A 15,723-nucleotide genomic window follows, 5' to 3' on the forward strand; every position below is an offset into this window, starting at 1 on the left:
TTTTGGCGGGCGGGGTGTCGCCCTTTCCAGACCCACCGCAGCACTCGCTGGGTGCCCGCTTTGACGTTCCGGCACGGGTTTGCGCCCGGCGGCGGGGTCAGGCCACCCGATACGGGCAAACCGAGCCGCGATACCGTCACCGGGTTCAATCAAAAGTTGCGCGCGACGGGCTGCACATCGGGACGAGATCGCCCGTTTTCACGGTCCGCCCGGGCATAGAATCAGGTCCATGCATGGCACGACAGAATCACCCACGCCGCGAAAAACGGACCCTTTGGCCCCCTCAAACCGTTCATCGACGGGTGTTTAGCCACCGATCCGCCGCCAAAGCCTGTCTTTTTTGGCAGGGTGCAAAACTTACCGCTTCGTAGCATCTGTAAATTGTAGCAGTATCGGCAAATGCTTCCTTTGATTGTGTGAGGGTTAGGATGAAGCATCAGGTAGATGTCCATGTGGGCAAGCGTATTCGGCACCGCCGTTGGATGACGGGGGTGACGCAGCAGCAACTTGCGGACAAGGTTGGAATCAAGTTCCAGCAGATCCAGAAATACGAGACCGGGATGAACCGCGTCTCGGCGTCCCGGCTGTGGGATATCGCGGCGGTTCTGGATGTTCCGGTCAGCTTTTTCTTCGAGGGGCTGAAGGACTCGGAACCTGTTCCGCAGGTCGAGGGCGACATCATGGCGGATAAGGAAGCCCTGCAACTTATCCGGGCATATTACGCGATGCCCGAGGTGCAGCGCCGCCAGATTTTTGAGCTTGCACGGGTATTGTCCGACGCCGCATAACCCCACCCGTAGGGGTGAGGTTGCGGGGCGCAGATGAACGATCAGGACAAGCGCGCGATCCGCGCCACGGCACATGTGCTGGCCGATGCGGCGCGGGTCGAGACGCTGCGCTATTTCCGCGGCGCGGCATTCGCGCTTGAGGACAAGGGCGTCGGCCGCTTCGATCCGGTGACCGAGGCGGACAGGTCGAGCGAGCGGGCGATGCGCGCGATCCTTGCCGAACGCCGCCCCGACGACGGGATTCTGGGCGAGGAATATGGCGTCTCGGCCGGCACCTCGGGGCTGACCTGGGTTCTGGACCCGGTGGATGGAACGCGCGCGTTCATGTCCGGCATTCCGATGTGGGGGGTTCTGATCGGCGTCTGGGACGCGCTCGGCCCGATCTATGGGCTGATCGACCAGCCCTATATCGGCGAGCGGTTCGAGGGTGGCTTTGGCGTGGCCGAGATGGTTGGCCCCCATGGCACGCGCCCGCTGCGGACGCGCCAGTCGCCCGGCATCGCGCAGGCAACCATGCTGAGCACCTTCCCCGAAATCGGCACGTCCGAGGAACATGCGGCGTTCCGGCGCGTGGCCGATCGCGTGCGTCTGGTCCGCTACGGGCTTGATTGTTACGGCTATGCGCTGTTGGCGGCGGGGCAGGTGGATCTGGTGATCGAGGCGGGGTTGCAGCCCTATGACGTGGCCGCCCCGATCGCGGTGATCGAGGCGGCGGGCGGGATCGTCACCGACTGGCAGGGTGGTCCAGCGAAAGACGGCGGACGGCTGCTTGCCGCTGCCGACGCCGCGATCCACGCGTCGGCGCTGGAGCTGTTGCGGGGCTGACCGAAGCGGGTGGCGACGCCGCAAAACGGCGCCCCGCCTTGCCGTCCCCCGTTTCCGCCGTTGCCCGCCCGACACGCCCGACCTATGGTCCACGCGACCATCGCCGCGAAAGTTCCCGACATGTCCGATATCGGCACCGATCCTGATCCCGACGAAGAAGCAGCGCAGCGGCAGCGGTCCCTGATGAACGACATCGGCGAGGCGATCGAGGCCGGGGACGCCGCGCGGCTCGACGCGTTGCTGGAACCGATGCATGCGGCCGACGTCGCCGATATCATCGAAAACCTGCACGGGGCCGAGCGCCGCAGCTTTCTTCAGCTTTACGCCGACAAGATCGACGGCGAGATCCTGTCCGAAATCGACGAGGCGATCCGCGAGGAGGTTCTGGAGCAGCTTCCCCGCGATGTCGTGGCCGAAGCCGTCCGCGAGATGGACAGCGATGACGTCGTTGACCTGATCGAGGATCTGGACGAGCCCGAGCGCGCCGAGATCCTTGCCGCTCTGGATGAAGGCGACCGGGTCGCGGTTCAGCAATCGCTGGCCTATCCCGAATATTCGGCCGGCCGTCTGATGCAGTCCGAGGTGGTGACCGCGCCGGAACACTGGAACGTCGGCCAGACCATCGACTTTCTGCGCTCTGAAGAATGGCTGCCGGAACAGTTCTATCACATCGTGCTGGTCGACCCGCGCCGGCATCCGGTCGCATATGTCACGCTGGGGCGGCTTCTGGCCGCGCGGCGCGATACGCCTTTGCGCGATATCGTCGAGCCCAGTTTTCGCGTGATCAGCGCGTATGATGAAGAAGCCGACGTGGCCTATGCCTTCAACCAGTATCATCTGATCTCTGCCCCGGTCGTGGACAAGGACGACCGGCTTGTGGGCGTCATCACCATCGACGACGCCATGTCGGTTCTGGACGAAGAACACGAGGAGGACATCCTGCGCCTTGCCGGTGTGGGCGAGGAATCGGCCATCACCGATACGGTGTTTGAAACGCTGCGCCAGCGCGTGCCGTGGCTGATGGTCAATCTGGTGACCGCCAACGTGGCGGCGCTGGTGATCTCGATGTTCGAGGGAACCATTCAGCAGGTGGTGGCCTTGGCGGTGCTGATGCCGATCGTCGCGTCCATGGGCGGGAATGCGGGCACGCAGACACTGACCGTTTCAGTGCGCGCCCTTGCCACCAAAAGCCTGACCGGCAGCAACGTCTGGCGCGTCGTCCGCCGCGAGGCGCTGGTCGGCATGCTGAACGGGCTGACCTTTGCCGTGGTGATGGGGGTCGTGGCCTGGATCTGGTTCGACGGTATCTCGCTTGCCGGGGTGATCAGCATCGCGATGGTCGTCAACCTGTCGATCGCGGCGCTTGCGGGGATATTGATACCGCTGACGCTGGAAAAGGCCGGGGCGGACCCGGCGCTTGCCTCGGGCACCTTCGTGACGACGGTGACGGATGTGGTGGGGTTCTTCGTCTTTCTGGGCCTCGCCTCGGCGGTTCTGGTTTGACCGGCGGCGGGGCTTCCGCGGACAAGGCCGCGCTGCGGGCGCGGGCGCTGGCCGCGCGCGATGCCGTGCGGGGGGCGGCCGACACCATATTTCTGTCGCAGGCGCTGCGCCCTTACCCCCGGGCGATTGTGGCCGGCTATTGGCCGATCCGGTCCGAGGCCGACCCCTTGCCGGCATTGCGGGGCCATCCCGGTCCCATGGCGCTGCCGGTCGTGGTCGCGGCCGGGCAGGCGCTGATTTTCCGGCTTTGGGACGGCCAGACCACCGTTGCCGGCCGGTTCGGCGCCGCTGTCCCGCCCGAGGATGCGGCCGTCGTCCGGCCCGATGTAGTGATCGTGCCGCTTGTCGGTTTTGACCGCTCTGGTCACCGTCTTGGTTATGGCGGCGGGTATTACGACCGCACGCTTTCCGCCCTGCGCGCCGGGGGGCCGGTGACCGCAATCGGCTTTGCCCATTCGGCCCAGGAACTGGACCCGATCGCGGCGGAAGCGACCGATCAGCGGCTGGACATGATCGTCACCGAGGCGGGTATTATCCAGTTGCGATAGGATGAGCAACCTCAGATTGTGTATCGCGACAACCCCTTGTCCCGGCTGGGTAATGCCGGCGGCGCCATCCCGGTGCGAATCCATCCCGCCGCATTTCCCCAAAAAAATCGCAGCCCGTCAAAAAAATGTGTTGAAATGTGATGTGAACCACGGCATTTTGCCTTGGCGAGGACGATTGACGCTAAATCTAGTGTTTCTCAAAGGGCGTGACAGGGCTGAGATGTCGGTATTTTCATCCGTCGAACGGCGCGTTTGACGGGCGATGATAGCGAATAAACGGCGACACCCTGACAGGAAACACAACCATAAGTTGCTGAACGCACAGGATCAGGACGGATATCGGACTTTGGCGCATTCCGCCGGAGCGGATCATTAACCGCAACGGGGGAGGGGGGAACAGTGAAGCGGCCCATCCGACGCAACGGATCAAGGGCGGCCTGTCGAGACAGAAACGCGCAACAAGACGCGAAAACTAGGACCGTCCGGGGAACCGGGCGGTTTTTTTGATTTGGCTCAGCCGGGCAGCGGGCCGGTCAGGAACAGGCGGATCGAAAGGCCGCCATGTGGGACGGGCGCGTTGTCGGGCCCGAACGGCAGGCCGGTGGCGCGCGCAAGACCGGGCTCGGAGGTGATGACCCCGACCCGCCAGCCGGCGAACCGCTCCATCAGGGTTTTTCCCAGCGCGCCGTAAAGCGGAAACAACAGCTTCCGGTTGCCGATGCGCGCGCCATAGGGCGGGTTGACGATGACCAGACCGGGGGGCAGGTCCGGACGCGGCAGGTCGCTGATCGCGTGATGGGTGAATTGGGTCAGGGCGGATACGCCCGCGCGCGCTGCGTTGTCGCGGCTCATCTGTATCGCGCCGGTGTTGCGGTCGCTGCCAAGATATATCGGCGTGGCGGGTGGTGTGATGGCGGGGGCGGCGGTGCCGCGCATCCGCGCCCAGACCTTTGGGTCGAAGCTCGACAGAAGCTCAAAGGCGAAGCTGCGCGACCGGCCCGGCAACAGCCCCGCGGCGATTTCGGCCGCCTCGATCACGAATGTGCCCGAGCCGCACATCGGGTCGACCACCGGTTCCTGCCAGTCGAACCCGCATTGCTGCAGGAACAGCGCCGCAAGCGTCTCGCGCATCGGGGCCTTGCCGACCGCGGATTTGTGGCCGCGCTTGTGCAGCGACTCGCCCGAGGTGTCGACGCTGATCGTGCAAAGATCGTCCTCGATCCGCATCTTGATCGTGACGGGGGCATCGGCGCTGATCGGGGCGCCCAGCGTGTCGGTGATCGCGCGCTCGATCCGCTGCGTGGCGGCGCCGGCGTGATAGATTCGGGATTTGCGCGCGGTGGTTTCGACCCGGACCGGCACATCGGGCCGCAGCACATCCGACCACGGAAACTTATGCGCGCGCTTGTCCAACTGGGCCAGATGCATGGCGCGAAAGGCGCCGATGCGGGCCAGCACGCGGGTCGCGCCGCGCAACGTCAGATTCGCGCGCCATACGTCCGGCCAGCCCCCCAGAAACTCGACGCCGCCGGGGACCTGCCTTGCGCCGGCAAAGCCCGCCGCGAGCGTTTCATCCAGCAGCACGGCTTCCAGTCCGGGCGGGGCAACAAGAAATATGTCGAAATGATTATCATCGCTCATGCCGCCCCGGTTAAACCGTTCGCGGCCGGATGGCGATGGGGAACAGCGCCCGAACGTCGCGGCGCCCGGCCGGACAGGGCCGCTATTTCGTCAGGATCAGCTTGCCCTGCCGGGTGATGCGCAGCGTATAGACCTGATCGTTCAGATTGATATGCGCCAGATTGCCGCCTGCGGTCAGGCGGATGGCGTCGTGCTCAGGCGTAGCATCAAGGCGCAGATTGCCGGGGCGGGTGAAATCGTAGGGCAGGTTCAGCGTCATGGTCCCGTTCCATTTTTGCGTTTCTGCGCCAAGACTAACAAAGGCGTCGGCAATGTCAAAGTGTTTTAGTCAGGTTTATTTCGAGTGGCGAAAAATCGCGCCCCGGCTAACCCGCAAGGCAATTCGCGATGCTTTGGGCAAGGGCGAGAATCAGGCGCTGGTATAGATCCGGACCGGCCTTCAGCGTCGTGCCGGACGGGTCCAGAGGTTCGCCCAGCCGCGCTCCGGTGCCCTCGATCGCGGCCTGCAAAAGGCGGGTGTCGTGCTGGGCCTCGGGGAAGGCGCAGACGGCGCCCGCGCGGGCGATCCGGGTCTTGAGCTGCGACAGCCGCGCGGCCGAAGGGGGCGAGCCATCGCTGAGCGTCAGGGCCTCGACCGGGCCAATGTTAAAATAGGTTATAAAATACCTGTAAGCATCATGAAAAACGATGAAATTCTTGTTTCTCTCTGGGGCAAGAAGTTGCACCACCTCGGCCTCGGCCTCGGCCTGCGCGATCGAGGCGATCACCTTATCCAGATTGGCGCGGTATGTCGCGGCGTTCCCCGGGTCGCGCGCCGCCAGCGCATCGGCAATCGCCCGCGCCCAGATCTTGCCATTTTCCGGGTCGAGCCAGGCGTGGGGGTCGATATCCGACACATGCTCATGACCGTCCGAATCGCCGCCGTGATCATCGCCGCCGTGATCATCGCCCGCCGCCAGCGGCAGGCGCCGGGTGTCCTGCACCGCAAGCAGCGGCATCGAATGACCCTTGGGCATCCGCGCCGCCACGCGCTGCAACCACGGCGACATTTCCGGCCCGATCCAGATCAGCAGATCGGCGTCCTGCAAGGCCCGGGCCTGCGAGGGCTTCAACTGATAATGGTGCGGGTCCGTGCCCGCACCCATCAGGACCGAAGGCGACCCGGTTTCGCCCATGATCTGCGCCACAAGCGATTCGGTCGCCGGAATATCGGTCACCACCTTGGGCGCTTCGGCCAAAGCGGGCAGGGCGCAAAGCTGGACGAACAACAGCAGGGCGAGTCGGCGGAGCATGATCTTTTCATTCCTTCTCGTATTTGTTGCGTCGTTATATGTTATGATATAACAGGTCAACATAAGTGTTACAGGATAACAGTTTTGCCCGATCCCACTCCAACCGATGCCGCCGCGCTGGCGTTTCATGACCATGACCATCTGGATTGCGCCGCCGACACCCTTGCACGGGCCGAGGCGATCGCGCGCGATCATGGCGCCCGCATGACGCCGGTGCGGCGCCGGGTGCTTCAGATCCTGCTGGAGTCGCACAGCGCCATGGGTGCCTATGAAATCCTTGACCGTCTGGGCGCCGAGGGCTTCGGCAACCAGCCGCCCGTCGCCTATCGCGCGCTGGATTTTCTGGTCGAACAGGGGCTCGTCCATCGCATTCAGCGGCTGAACGCCTTCACCGCCTGCCTGTGTCCCGGCGAAAGCCACAGCCCGATGTTCCTGATCTGCCGCGCCTGCAACCGCGTTGCCGAAAGCTCATCGGGGCCGTTTCGGGATGCGTTGGCGGCCAGTGCCATGGCCATCGGCTTTCAGATCGAGCGGACCACCGTCGAGGCGGTCGGTCTATGCCCCGCATGCGCGCAGGCACCGGCATGAGCGCGCCGCTGATCGAGGCGCGGGGCCTGACCATCCTGCGCCCCGGCGCCGTCCGGGGCGATCCGGACGCGGCGGTCCTGTCCGACATCACCATGGCGATTCGCCCGGCCGAGATCGTGACCGTCGTCGGCCCAAACGGATCGGGCAAATCGACGCTGGTCCGCGCCCTGCTGGGCCACCTGCCCGCCGCCGGCGGCGAGGTGCTGCGCCAGCCCGGGCTGCGGGTCGGCTATGTGCCCCAGCGCCTGCATATGGACGCCGCGATCCCGATGACGGTGCGCCGGTTCCTGTCCCTGCCGGTGCGCGTCTCGGACGATCAGGCGCGCGCGGCATTGGGGCGAACCGGCGTTCCGGGACTCGAGGGGCGGCAGATCGCGCAGCTTTCCGGCGGCCAGTTTCAGCGCGTCCTGCTGGCGCGGGCATTGCTGAACGATCCGCAGATCCTTGTGCTGGACGAGCCGACGCAGGGGCTGGATCAGCCCGGGATCGTCGCGTTCTATCGCCTGATCGAAGATCTGAGGCGCGAAACCGGCGTGGCCGTCCTGCTGGTGTCGCATGACCTTCTGGTGGTCATGGCCTCCTCGGACCGGGTGCTGTGCCTGAACGGTCATATCTGCTGCGAAGGCACGCCCGAGCATGTGTCGCTGGCGCCGGAATACCGGGCGCTGTTCGGGGCGGGCGGCGAAGAGGCGCTGGCGCTTTACCGCCACGTTCACGACCATGAACACGACCACGCCGGCGGGGCATGCGATCATCACCATTCCGGCCATCATCATCCCGACCTTGGTAAGGAAGCCTCGGAACATGCTTGACGATTTCATGGTGCGCGCGGTGCTGGCCGGGCTTGGCATCGTATTGGCGACGGGCCCGCTGGGCTGTTTCGTTGTCTGGCGGCGGATGGCCTATTTCGGTGATGCGACCTCGCATGCGGCGATTCTGGGCGTGGCGATCGCGCTGGCCTTCGGGGTCTCGGTCTATGCGGGAACGCTGGCGGTGGCGCTGGTGATGGCGGTGATCGTCTCGACCCTGGCGGGGCGGGGGCACGCGATGGACACGCTTCTGGGGGTGCTGTCGCATGCCGCGCTGGCGTTCGGCCTGATCGCGGTCGCCTTCGTGCCGGATGCGCGGCTGGACCTTCAGTCGTTCCTGTTCGGCGATATTCTGGCCGTGCAGCCGGTCGATGTCGCCGTCTCATGGCTGGGCGGCCTGTTCGTTCTGGGGCTGCTTGTCTGGCGCTGGCAACAGCTTGTGACCGCCACCGTGAACGAGGAACTGGCGCTGGCGGCCGGGATTGATCCGGGCCGGGCAAGACTGATTCTGTCGATCGCGCTGGCGCTGGTCGTCGCGGTGGCGATTCGCATCGTCGGGGCGCTTCTGATCTCGGCCTTGCTGATCATTCCCGCGGCGGCGGCGCGGATCGGCACCCGCACGCCCGAGGCGATGGCCGTGGCGGCGACCGGAATCGGGCTGGTGTCGGTTCTGGCCGGTCTGGCGGCCTCTCTGTATCTGGATACGCCGGCAGGGCCGTCCATCGTCGCGGCCGCCGCCCTGTGTTTCGTGGTTTCGCTGGCAATGCGCAGGCCGGCCTAGCCGGGGGGATCGGGGGCCGGCGGCGGGTGTTTGCTGATTGGCAACAGTTTGTCCCAAACCAGCGCAACACAAGGGAACTTGGCCGCGTACGCAGGTGTTGGCGAATATGCAACAGTTACAACAAAGCGATATGTGATGCGCCTTTTAGGTTCTTTCCAACATAGCCGGTTTATGCGACTGTCGCCCTCGATGCTGTCGGTCTCGGCGGCTTTCTACAGTAGAATACGGAGCATGATCATGAAAAAAGTTGCTACCTTCGCTCTGGCCCTTGGCCTGACCGCGACTTCGGCCCTGGCCGGCGGCTACGTCGCCCCGGTTGTGGACGTTGAACCCGTTGTGGTTGACACCAAACCCGCTTCCTCGAACGCTGGTTTGATCGTTCCCGCCCTGCTGCTGCTGGGCGTTGTTGCCGCCGTTGCCTCGTCGAACGACGACGATGACGACGACGACAGCTCGACCAACTAATGATCTAGCTTCCCTCGGGAAGCGATCGGTTGAAGGGCTGGCGCTTAGCGCCAGCCCTTTTTCCATTCCTCAACGATGACGGTCGGACCGGCCCAGCAATTCAAACCGGGCCATCCGCCGATGTCGGACAGCCCCAATCGGGCGCGTATCGCGGTGCGATCGCTTTGGGCGGCGGTTATTTGTTCAGCCCGTCCTCGAACTTGACCGAGGCATGGCTGCCGTCGCAGAACGGCTTGTTCGACGACGCGCCACAGCGGCACAGGGTTTGACGATTGCGGATCTCATAGCTTTCGCCGCTGGCGCTTTGCACGCGGATACCGCCGCGCAGCGAAAGCGGGCCGCTGACGCCTTCGCCCGGATCCTCGATCAGCGACAGGGAAGCCGGCTCGGCGGTCTCGATCGGCTTACGGGTGGCGTTGTCCCAAACCATCAGCCGCCCCGACGGGCAGTGATGCGCCTCATAGATCGCCAGTTTGACATGCGCTTCGCCCGGCATCTGAACCTCGTTCCAGAACCTTTGTCCGTTGTCGCAGAATCGGGCGAATGCGCAGTAGGTTTCATTATCGGTCAGGCTGATCGTCGGGCCGTCGATTTCGGTCGCGCCCTCCAGCAGCGGCGCGAATGAGGCGGTTTCGGTCAGGTCGACGCCCGCCTTAAGATGCGATCCGTCGCAGTACGGCTTGTTCTTGGAATGACCGCAGCGGCACAGCATATCGCCATCCTTCAGGGCGAAAGCCTGCCCCTCTTGATAGGACCAGGACTGCCCTTCGCTGTTCTGGGTGATCACCGAGACATGAAGCGGCGGGGTGCCATGCACGCGATAGGGGCCGTTCTTCGTCACCTCGATTGATACCGCCGGATCGCTTTCGACCGAACCGATCTGAATGGCGGGCTTGTCTTTCTGGGTCATCAGGTCCTCCTCCTGCGGGGGAAGCGCCATCTATGGGCAGGCGGCGGTTCCGCAGGGGCATTGGAACACCGCCCCGAGGCTCTGGCAACCGGTTAAGCGCCGGTAAACTGCCGGTTTGGAGGTTTCTTTTGCGTCCGGGGGGATGATCCTGCGGCGGATAAACCAAGGGCCTGCCGGGTTTTTATCCGGCAGGCCCTGATGATTCGCGCTTTGCGCGCTGCAGGCGGCGGGTCTGATGCCGTGCCCGACCTGCGCCCGTTCAGTCGCGCAATATCTGGATGGTCACATAGCCCAGATTGGGGCTGATCCACTGGCGCGACACCGGAATTCCGCCGCCCGAGGTGACCAGATAGTTGTTCTGGAACTTCACCCCATAGCCTTCGCAGCTTTCCACCACGCGCTGCCCCGGACCGGCCGCCGCACCCGGTGCGATCTGGCAGTTCACCGGCAGCGGCCGCTCAAGACCGTCGCCGCCGATGAAATACATGGTCCGCGTGGCAGAACCGGCGCGCCGGGCCCGAATCAAGGCCTCCGAGCCGCGGATCTCGGCCGCCGAAAGGTCGTGGCCCAGACCCTTGGTGCCCGTCAGCATGCCACGGCGCAGCAGAAGCGCCTGCATATTGGTGGTAGCAAACGTCCGCACGCCGTTGTTTTCGCCGATCACGGCCATGGCCTGGGTCGCGCCGCTGCTTTCCAGCCCCGCCAGAATAAGCGGGCCCGGGTTGGCGGCCAGCGCGCGCGCGGCGATGTCCTGAGGGCTGTCCGGCGTCTGCGCGGCTGCCGCCTCATCCCCGCCGCGACGGCTCGCGACGGTTTGCGACACCGCCTGACGCAGCGAGCCGAAAAGGCTGCTTTTGTTCTGGTCCTCGACGGTTTTGCTGGAGCAGCCGGCAAGCGCCAAAACCGCCAGCAATGCGGCCGAACCGGCCCCGCGTCGCATCGAAATCTGTCCCAATATCACCGCCAGAACCTCCCCCAGCCTTCGTAGATCTTGCCCTTCTGGCTGTAGCGAATTTCGTCATACAGACGGCCCGATATCCGCACCCGCGATCCGCCATCGCGGTTAAGCGACCGCAGGTCGCCGCCGATGCGATCCTTGGACGGCTGGCCGGTGGCCCATGCCAGCGGGATCGAGATGGTGATGCCCTTGTCGAACGATCCTTCGCCGAATTCCTCGGCCGACATGTCGGTCTTGGTGGCATAGGCGCCGACGACCCAGCCGTTCGCGAACTCGCGGTCGATGGCCACGGTCGCGCCCCAGTCGCCGGCAAGATATTTGCCCGCGTCGATACGGCCGACAAAGCCCTGGCCAAAGTCGTAATAGGCCGACAGGTGGCCGGTGGTGACCTCATAATCCTGAAAATCGAACAGCACGTCATAGTCGCGTTTTTTCACGCGGTTGATTTCCGCGCCAAGCGCCAGACGGCTGTCGTTCGGCTTCCACAGGACTTCGCCCGAGACACCGCCGAACGCGCGTTCCAGCAGACCGACGGTAACTCGGGTATAGACCGCCTCGGCCGGGCGCGCGTACCAGGTCATGGTCAGGCGCGGGATGGTCGGATGGGTTTTGCCGCCATATTCCCGCGCGTCGGAACGCACGATCGTCTGCCCGGGCTCGACCGGCGATCTTTCGCCCTTGCCGATGGTGCCAAAGGCGCGCTGACGGATTTCACCGGCAAAGATCAGGCCCGAAATCGGCTCATAGCGGGCGGTGGCCTTGCCGCCGATCTCGTACCGGATCGGCTCGTCCGGGTCGAACAGGCCGACCGACATGTAGGGACCGACCGCCCATTGAAAGCGCGGGAAAACGCCGGGCGTCTGCACCAGCCCGGCGCCGCCCATAGCGGGTTCGCCGATCTGGGCGTATTGCGCGATCTCGGTGGTGGGGGTGTTCTCCAGCCGCTCGATATCGGACCGGCGCAAGGTCACCGACGAGGTGGGCATGCCCTTCTCGACCGAGGTGATGACCAGCGTCTCGACCGAGGGCGGCAGCGCGCGGGTCATCAGACGCGACGTCCGGCCGATGGCCTCGGCCTGCTGCAGATAGCGGGTGTTGCGGATCCGGACCTCGGCCCGGTTCGCGGTCAGCGCCATGGATTCCAGTATCTGACCTTCCTTGGCCAGCGAATCCTTCAGCGCCTCCTGAATCGCGGGTTGCGCGGTCGGATCGGCCGACCAACTGCCCGACCAGCCGTCCGGGTCCGCCGCGCGCGAGGGGCGCGGGCGCACCGGCGCGGGCGCCTTTTCAAGACCCGAGGGGAAGGGCGACTGACGCGGATCCATGACCATGCTGAATTGCAGACCAACCGTCTTGCCACCGATCAGATAGCCGGTAAGGGCATAGTTCTGGCCAAGCTGATAGGTCGCGCCCAGGTTGATCCGCGACGACGGCTTGTCGGCGCCGGCCCCGACCTCACGCTCATAAGCGTCGCCCGAGTATTCCGCCGCCAGCGACAGCTTGTCGTTCGCCTGCCAGACCACACCCGCGAACGGGGCGACGTCGCCACGGAACCATTGCTTGAAATTCGGCTTGCCGCCGAGCCCGACGTCAAGCGCCGGACGGTCGCCGAAGGGTGATCCGATGCTGCCGCGATTGGCAAAGCGACCCCAGCCAAGGCCCGCCGTCACCCGCAGCCGGGGGTTGATCGTCTTGGTGGCGACGACATATTCCGCGCCAAGCACGCCGGTTCCGATGAAGTCCTGAACGCCGACCGCGACGGCGGGGCTATAGGCACCCTCGTCCAGCACCTGAACCCTAAGGTCGAATGAGCGGTCATACAGGTAGTCGCGGCCCTGTTTCGGGTCGAGACCCTTGATGCCGGAATAGCGCAGCGTGGCGGTCACCCGCGGCAGGACCTGAAAGGTCATGTTGTTGCGCCGGCCCAGTTTTGACCATGCGGCGGAAACCGACAGCGTGCCGTCCTTCAGCCCCTCGGCGGTGGGCATATCCACGATACCGGGCAGGCCATAGGTGTTCAGGTGGGTGCCGGTCATCGGCTCGGGATAGGCGGGTCCGACGACCACGCCTGCAACCACAAGTGCGGGTGCGGCGGTCGTCAACAACCAGCGGTATATGGGGGATCGGTTCATCGGATGCACTGTCCTTGGATCTGCCTTATGGCGTTGCCGACACGGTATAGCCTGTACGCTGCGTTTGGCCAGCAATACATGGAACATTCGGCGTTCTCACGCCTGTGTGGGTGCATGCGGGCAACAGCGCCGCGCCGCCGTGGAAAGCTGGCGGAAAACCGGCCGCGCGGGCTTTGCACGGCCGGTTTGCCGCCATTCGCTGCCTGCGATCAGCCGACCTTGCCCTAGCTGGCGGCCTTTTCGACCGGACCGGCGCAACCCGGGTTGGATTTGGTCCCGATGCGCAGTTTCGAGCTCATCGGGAATTTCTCGCCCGACATCGAATCCGAGCAGTCGGTGCCGCTGACGCGGAGGCTGAACGGGGCGTCGTTCAGGGTGCCGATGAGCTCGACCCCGCCCGCATAGACCAGGCGGCGAACCTTGATCGTACGACCCTTCTGGTTCTCGGGCGTCTTGTAGACTGCCTTGTCGCCGCGCACCTCGACGCTCCAGAACGGTTCATTGCCACGTGCGACCACCGAGGTCAGGTTCAGCGTCTCGGCCTCGCCCGTCGAGACGGCGGACTGTTCGCTGTTCGCGATCTCGATCGGCACATCCAGCGGCGACACCGCCGGCGGCTGCGGCTTTGCCGGTTCGGTCGGGGCAGGCGCGGGGCCGGCGCCAAGCGGCTGGCCGGTCATCGGGTCGATACAGGCGGTCAGCGCAAGAAGCGGCAGGCACAGAAATGCGGGGCGGAGGTTCATTCTCGAGGCCTATGGGTTGGATCGGTTGTCGTTACCATGCCCCTAGCAATGCCCGTCACAGGAAGCAAGATTCTTGCGCGGCTTGGGCCAGATGTCGCCAAGTTTCGGCCGGAAACTCAGCAATTTGGCACGTTGACGGCCAGTCCCCCCAGCGAGGTTTCCTTATATTTCTCGGACATGTCGCGGCCGGTCTGGCGCATGGTTTCGATGGCCGCGTCAAGCGGCACGAAATGCTTGCCGTCGCCGCGCAAAGCCAGACTGGCCGCGCTGACCGCCTTGATCGCGCCAAGGCCGTTCCGCTCGATGCAGGGCACCTGTACCAGCCCCTTCACCGGGTCGCAGGTCATGCCAAGATGGTGTTCCAGCGCGATTTCGGCGGCGTTCTCGACCTGTTCGGGGGTGCCGCCCATGACCGCCGCGAACCCGGCCGCGGCCATGGCGCTGGCGCTGCCGACCTCGGCCTGACAGCCGCATTCCGCGCCCGAGATGCTGGCGTTATACTTCACCAGCCCGCCGATGGCCGAGGCCGTCAGCAGAAAATCCGGCAGATCGCGTTCGGATGCCCCCGGCACGTGATCCAGCCAATAACGGATCACCGCCGGGACCACGCCTGCCGCGCCGTTGGTGGGGGCGGTGACGACCTGACCGCCGGCGGCGTTTTCCTCGTTCACCGCCATGGCATAGGTGGACATCCAGTCGTTGATCACATGTGGCGCGGTCAGGTTCATGCCGCGTTCCGCCAGCAATGCCTGATGCAGCCCATGGGCGCGGCGCCGGATCGACAGCCCGCCCGGCAGCGTGCCCGAGGTCGCAAGCCCGCGATCCATGCAATCGCGCATGACCTGCCAGATCCGTGCGATGCCCTTGTCCAGTTCCGCGTCGCTTAGCCGGGTACGCTCATTCTCGCGCTTCATCTGGGCGATGGATTTGCCGGATTTTGCCGCCATATCCAGCATTTCCGCGGCCGAGGAAAACGGGAAGGGAATGGCCGGACCACCGTCGGATTTCTTCTTGTCCTCGGCGTTCAGTTCGGCATCGGTCAGCACGAAGCCGCCGCCGACCGAATAATAGGTCTGGCGCACGATCACGTCGCCCTGCGCATCGGTGGCCATCAGGACCATGCCGTTGGCGTGCCCGGGAAGCGGCGGCCCGAAATCGAAGATCAGATCGCTGTCGGGGTCGAAGCGCAGACTGCCCAGCCCGTCCGGCGACAACGTGCGGGTTTCGCGATTGGCGGCCAGCGCGGCCTCGGCCTTTTCGGCGTCCATCGTGTCGGGGACAAAGCCCGCAAGCCCAAGGATCGTGGCCCGGTCGGTGGCGTGGCCCTTGCCGGTGAAAGCCAGACTGCCGTGCAGACTGGCCCGCAACCCGTGGATCGTAAACGGCTGGCTGCGCAGATGCTCCAGAAACCGCGCCGCCGCCACCATCGGCCCCATGGTGTGCGAGGACGACGGGCCGACCCCGACCTTGAAGAGATCAAAGACCGATAGAAACATCTGCACCTCCGGCGCCGCAGGCAATTCTGCCCCAAGCGGTACATTAGCGCCGCGCTTCTGCTCTGCAAGCCGCGACGCTTTGCGGGTCGTTTCCGGCGGCTCGGCGCCGGGCCGGCGCAATCGGTGCGGCCGGGACTCGCCATTGCCTGTTCATTGTGCAATATGCCCTGTTTTTAGGCATCTTCAAGCGCGGCCATGAACGGCGGCGGCGGCGACCGGCAGGTCGGCTTGCCGGCCCCGGCGT

At 65.0% G+C, this 15,723-nt stretch carries 16 protein-coding genes; 8 read left to right on the plus strand and 8 right to left on the minus strand.

Going from position 1 to position 15,723, the window contains the following annotated elements; genetic code table 11:
* The first annotated feature begins 428 nt into the window (after nt 1-428).
* The 4 genes from ACFSCT_RS13950 (at nt 429) to ACFSCT_RS13965 (ending at nt 3,664) form a co-directional block, all read left to right on the plus strand.
* Nucleotides 429-788, plus strand: coding sequence for a helix-turn-helix domain-containing protein (locus ACFSCT_RS13950; protein WP_379143693.1), 360 nt, complete (start codon nt 429-431; stop codon nt 786-788).
* 33 nt (nt 789-821) lie between these two features.
* On the plus strand, nt 822-1,613 hold the full coding sequence (locus tag ACFSCT_RS13955; protein ID WP_379143695.1) for an inositol monophosphatase family protein: 792 nt from the start codon (nt 822-824) through the stop codon (nt 1,611-1,613).
* 120 nt (nt 1,614-1,733) lie between these two features.
* Nucleotides 1,734-3,116: a magnesium transporter gene (mgtE, locus tag ACFSCT_RS13960; protein ID WP_379143697.1), complete on the plus strand. Its 1,383-nt coding sequence runs from the start codon at nt 1,734-1,736 to the stop codon at nt 3,114-3,116.
* Complete coding sequence (locus tag ACFSCT_RS13965) at nt 3,113-3,664, plus strand: 5-formyltetrahydrofolate cyclo-ligase (protein WP_379143699.1); 552 nt, start codon at nt 3,113-3,115, stop codon at nt 3,662-3,664. Before mgtE ends, ACFSCT_RS13965 begins: the two co-directional genes overlap by 4 nt.
* A 513-nt stretch (nt 3,665-4,177) precedes the next feature.
* Here ACFSCT_RS13965 and ACFSCT_RS13970 read toward each other — a convergent pair.
* The 3 genes from ACFSCT_RS13970 to ACFSCT_RS13980 form a co-directional block, all read right to left on the minus strand.
* Nucleotides 4,178-5,305 carry a THUMP domain-containing class I SAM-dependent RNA methyltransferase gene (locus ACFSCT_RS13970; RefSeq protein WP_379143701.1) on the minus strand — a complete coding sequence of 376 codons (1,128 nt, stop codon included), beginning with the start codon at nt 5,303-5,305 and terminating at the stop codon, nt 4,178-4,180.
* Between the two features lie 82 nt (nt 5,306-5,387).
* A complete protein-coding gene (gene hemP, locus ACFSCT_RS13975) occupies nt 5,388-5,564 on the minus strand; it encodes a hemin uptake protein HemP (protein WP_379143703.1) in 177 nt (58 codons plus the stop codon).
* Between the two features lie 106 nt (nt 5,565-5,670).
* A complete protein-coding gene (locus ACFSCT_RS13980; RefSeq protein WP_379143705.1) occupies nt 5,671-6,597 on the minus strand; it encodes a zinc ABC transporter substrate-binding protein in 927 nt (308 codons plus the stop codon).
* 84 nt (nt 6,598-6,681) lie between these two features.
* Here ACFSCT_RS13980 and ACFSCT_RS13985 point away from each other — a divergent pair, with 84 nt between their 5' ends.
* The 4 genes from ACFSCT_RS13985 (at nt 6,682) to ACFSCT_RS14000 (ending at nt 9,240) form a co-directional block, all read left to right on the plus strand.
* The gene (locus tag ACFSCT_RS13985; RefSeq protein ID WP_379143707.1) at nt 6,682-7,185 is read left to right on the plus strand and encodes a Fur family transcriptional regulator; all 504 of its coding nucleotides are present in this window, start codon (nt 6,682-6,684) and stop codon (nt 7,183-7,185) included.
* Complete coding sequence (locus ACFSCT_RS13990; RefSeq protein ID WP_379143709.1) at nt 7,182-7,997, plus strand: ATP-binding cassette domain-containing protein; 816 nt, start codon at nt 7,182-7,184, stop codon at nt 7,995-7,997. The genes ACFSCT_RS13985 and ACFSCT_RS13990 overlap by 4 nt, the downstream gene beginning before the upstream one ends.
* Complete coding sequence (locus tag ACFSCT_RS13995; RefSeq protein ID WP_379143711.1) at nt 7,990-8,775, plus strand: metal ABC transporter permease; 786 nt, start codon at nt 7,990-7,992, stop codon at nt 8,773-8,775. Before ACFSCT_RS13990 ends, ACFSCT_RS13995 begins: the two co-directional genes overlap by 8 nt.
* 237 nt (nt 8,776-9,012) lie before the next feature.
* Entirely contained in the window at nt 9,013-9,240 is a 228-nt protein-coding gene (locus ACFSCT_RS14000; RefSeq protein WP_379143713.1) for a hypothetical protein, read from the plus strand.
* Nucleotides 9,241-9,415: 175 nt separating this feature from the next.
* Here the strand turns inward: ACFSCT_RS14000 and ACFSCT_RS14005 are convergent, their stop codons facing one another.
* The 5 genes from ACFSCT_RS14005 to ACFSCT_RS14025 all read right to left on the minus strand — a co-directional run bounded on the left by ACFSCT_RS14005 (nt 9,416) and on the right by ACFSCT_RS14025 (nt 15,479).
* On the minus strand, nt 9,416-10,150 hold the full coding sequence (locus tag ACFSCT_RS14005) for a CDGSH iron-sulfur domain-containing protein (protein ID WP_379143715.1): 735 nt from the start codon (nt 10,148-10,150) through the stop codon (nt 9,416-9,418).
* A gap of 259 nt (nt 10,151-10,409) precedes the next feature.
* Nucleotides 10,410-11,090 carry a YjbF family lipoprotein gene (locus ACFSCT_RS14010; protein ID WP_379143716.1) on the minus strand — a complete coding sequence of 227 codons (681 nt, stop codon included), beginning with the start codon at nt 11,088-11,090 and terminating at the stop codon, nt 10,410-10,412.
* 17 nt (nt 11,091-11,107) lie between these two features.
* Nucleotides 11,108-13,240 carry a YjbH domain-containing protein gene (locus ACFSCT_RS14015; RefSeq protein ID WP_379143718.1) on the minus strand — a complete coding sequence of 711 codons (2,133 nt, stop codon included), beginning with the start codon at nt 13,238-13,240 and terminating at the stop codon, nt 11,108-11,110.
* A gap of 224 nt (nt 13,241-13,464) precedes the next feature.
* Nucleotides 13,465-13,983: a COG3650 family protein gene (locus ACFSCT_RS14020; protein ID WP_379143719.1), complete on the minus strand. Its 519-nt coding sequence runs from the start codon at nt 13,981-13,983 to the stop codon at nt 13,465-13,467.
* Between the two features lie 116 nt (nt 13,984-14,099).
* The gene (locus ACFSCT_RS14025; protein WP_379144386.1) at nt 14,100-15,479 is read right to left on the minus strand and encodes an L-serine ammonia-lyase; all 1,380 of its coding nucleotides are present in this window, start codon (nt 15,477-15,479) and stop codon (nt 14,100-14,102) included.
* Nucleotides 15,480-15,723 lie beyond the last annotated feature (244 nt).

It is taken from the genome of Paracoccus pacificus (assembly GCF_042680785.1).
In the GTDB taxonomy this organism is placed as follows: domain Bacteria; phylum Pseudomonadota; class Alphaproteobacteria; order Rhodobacterales; family Rhodobacteraceae; genus Paracoccus; species Paracoccus pacificus.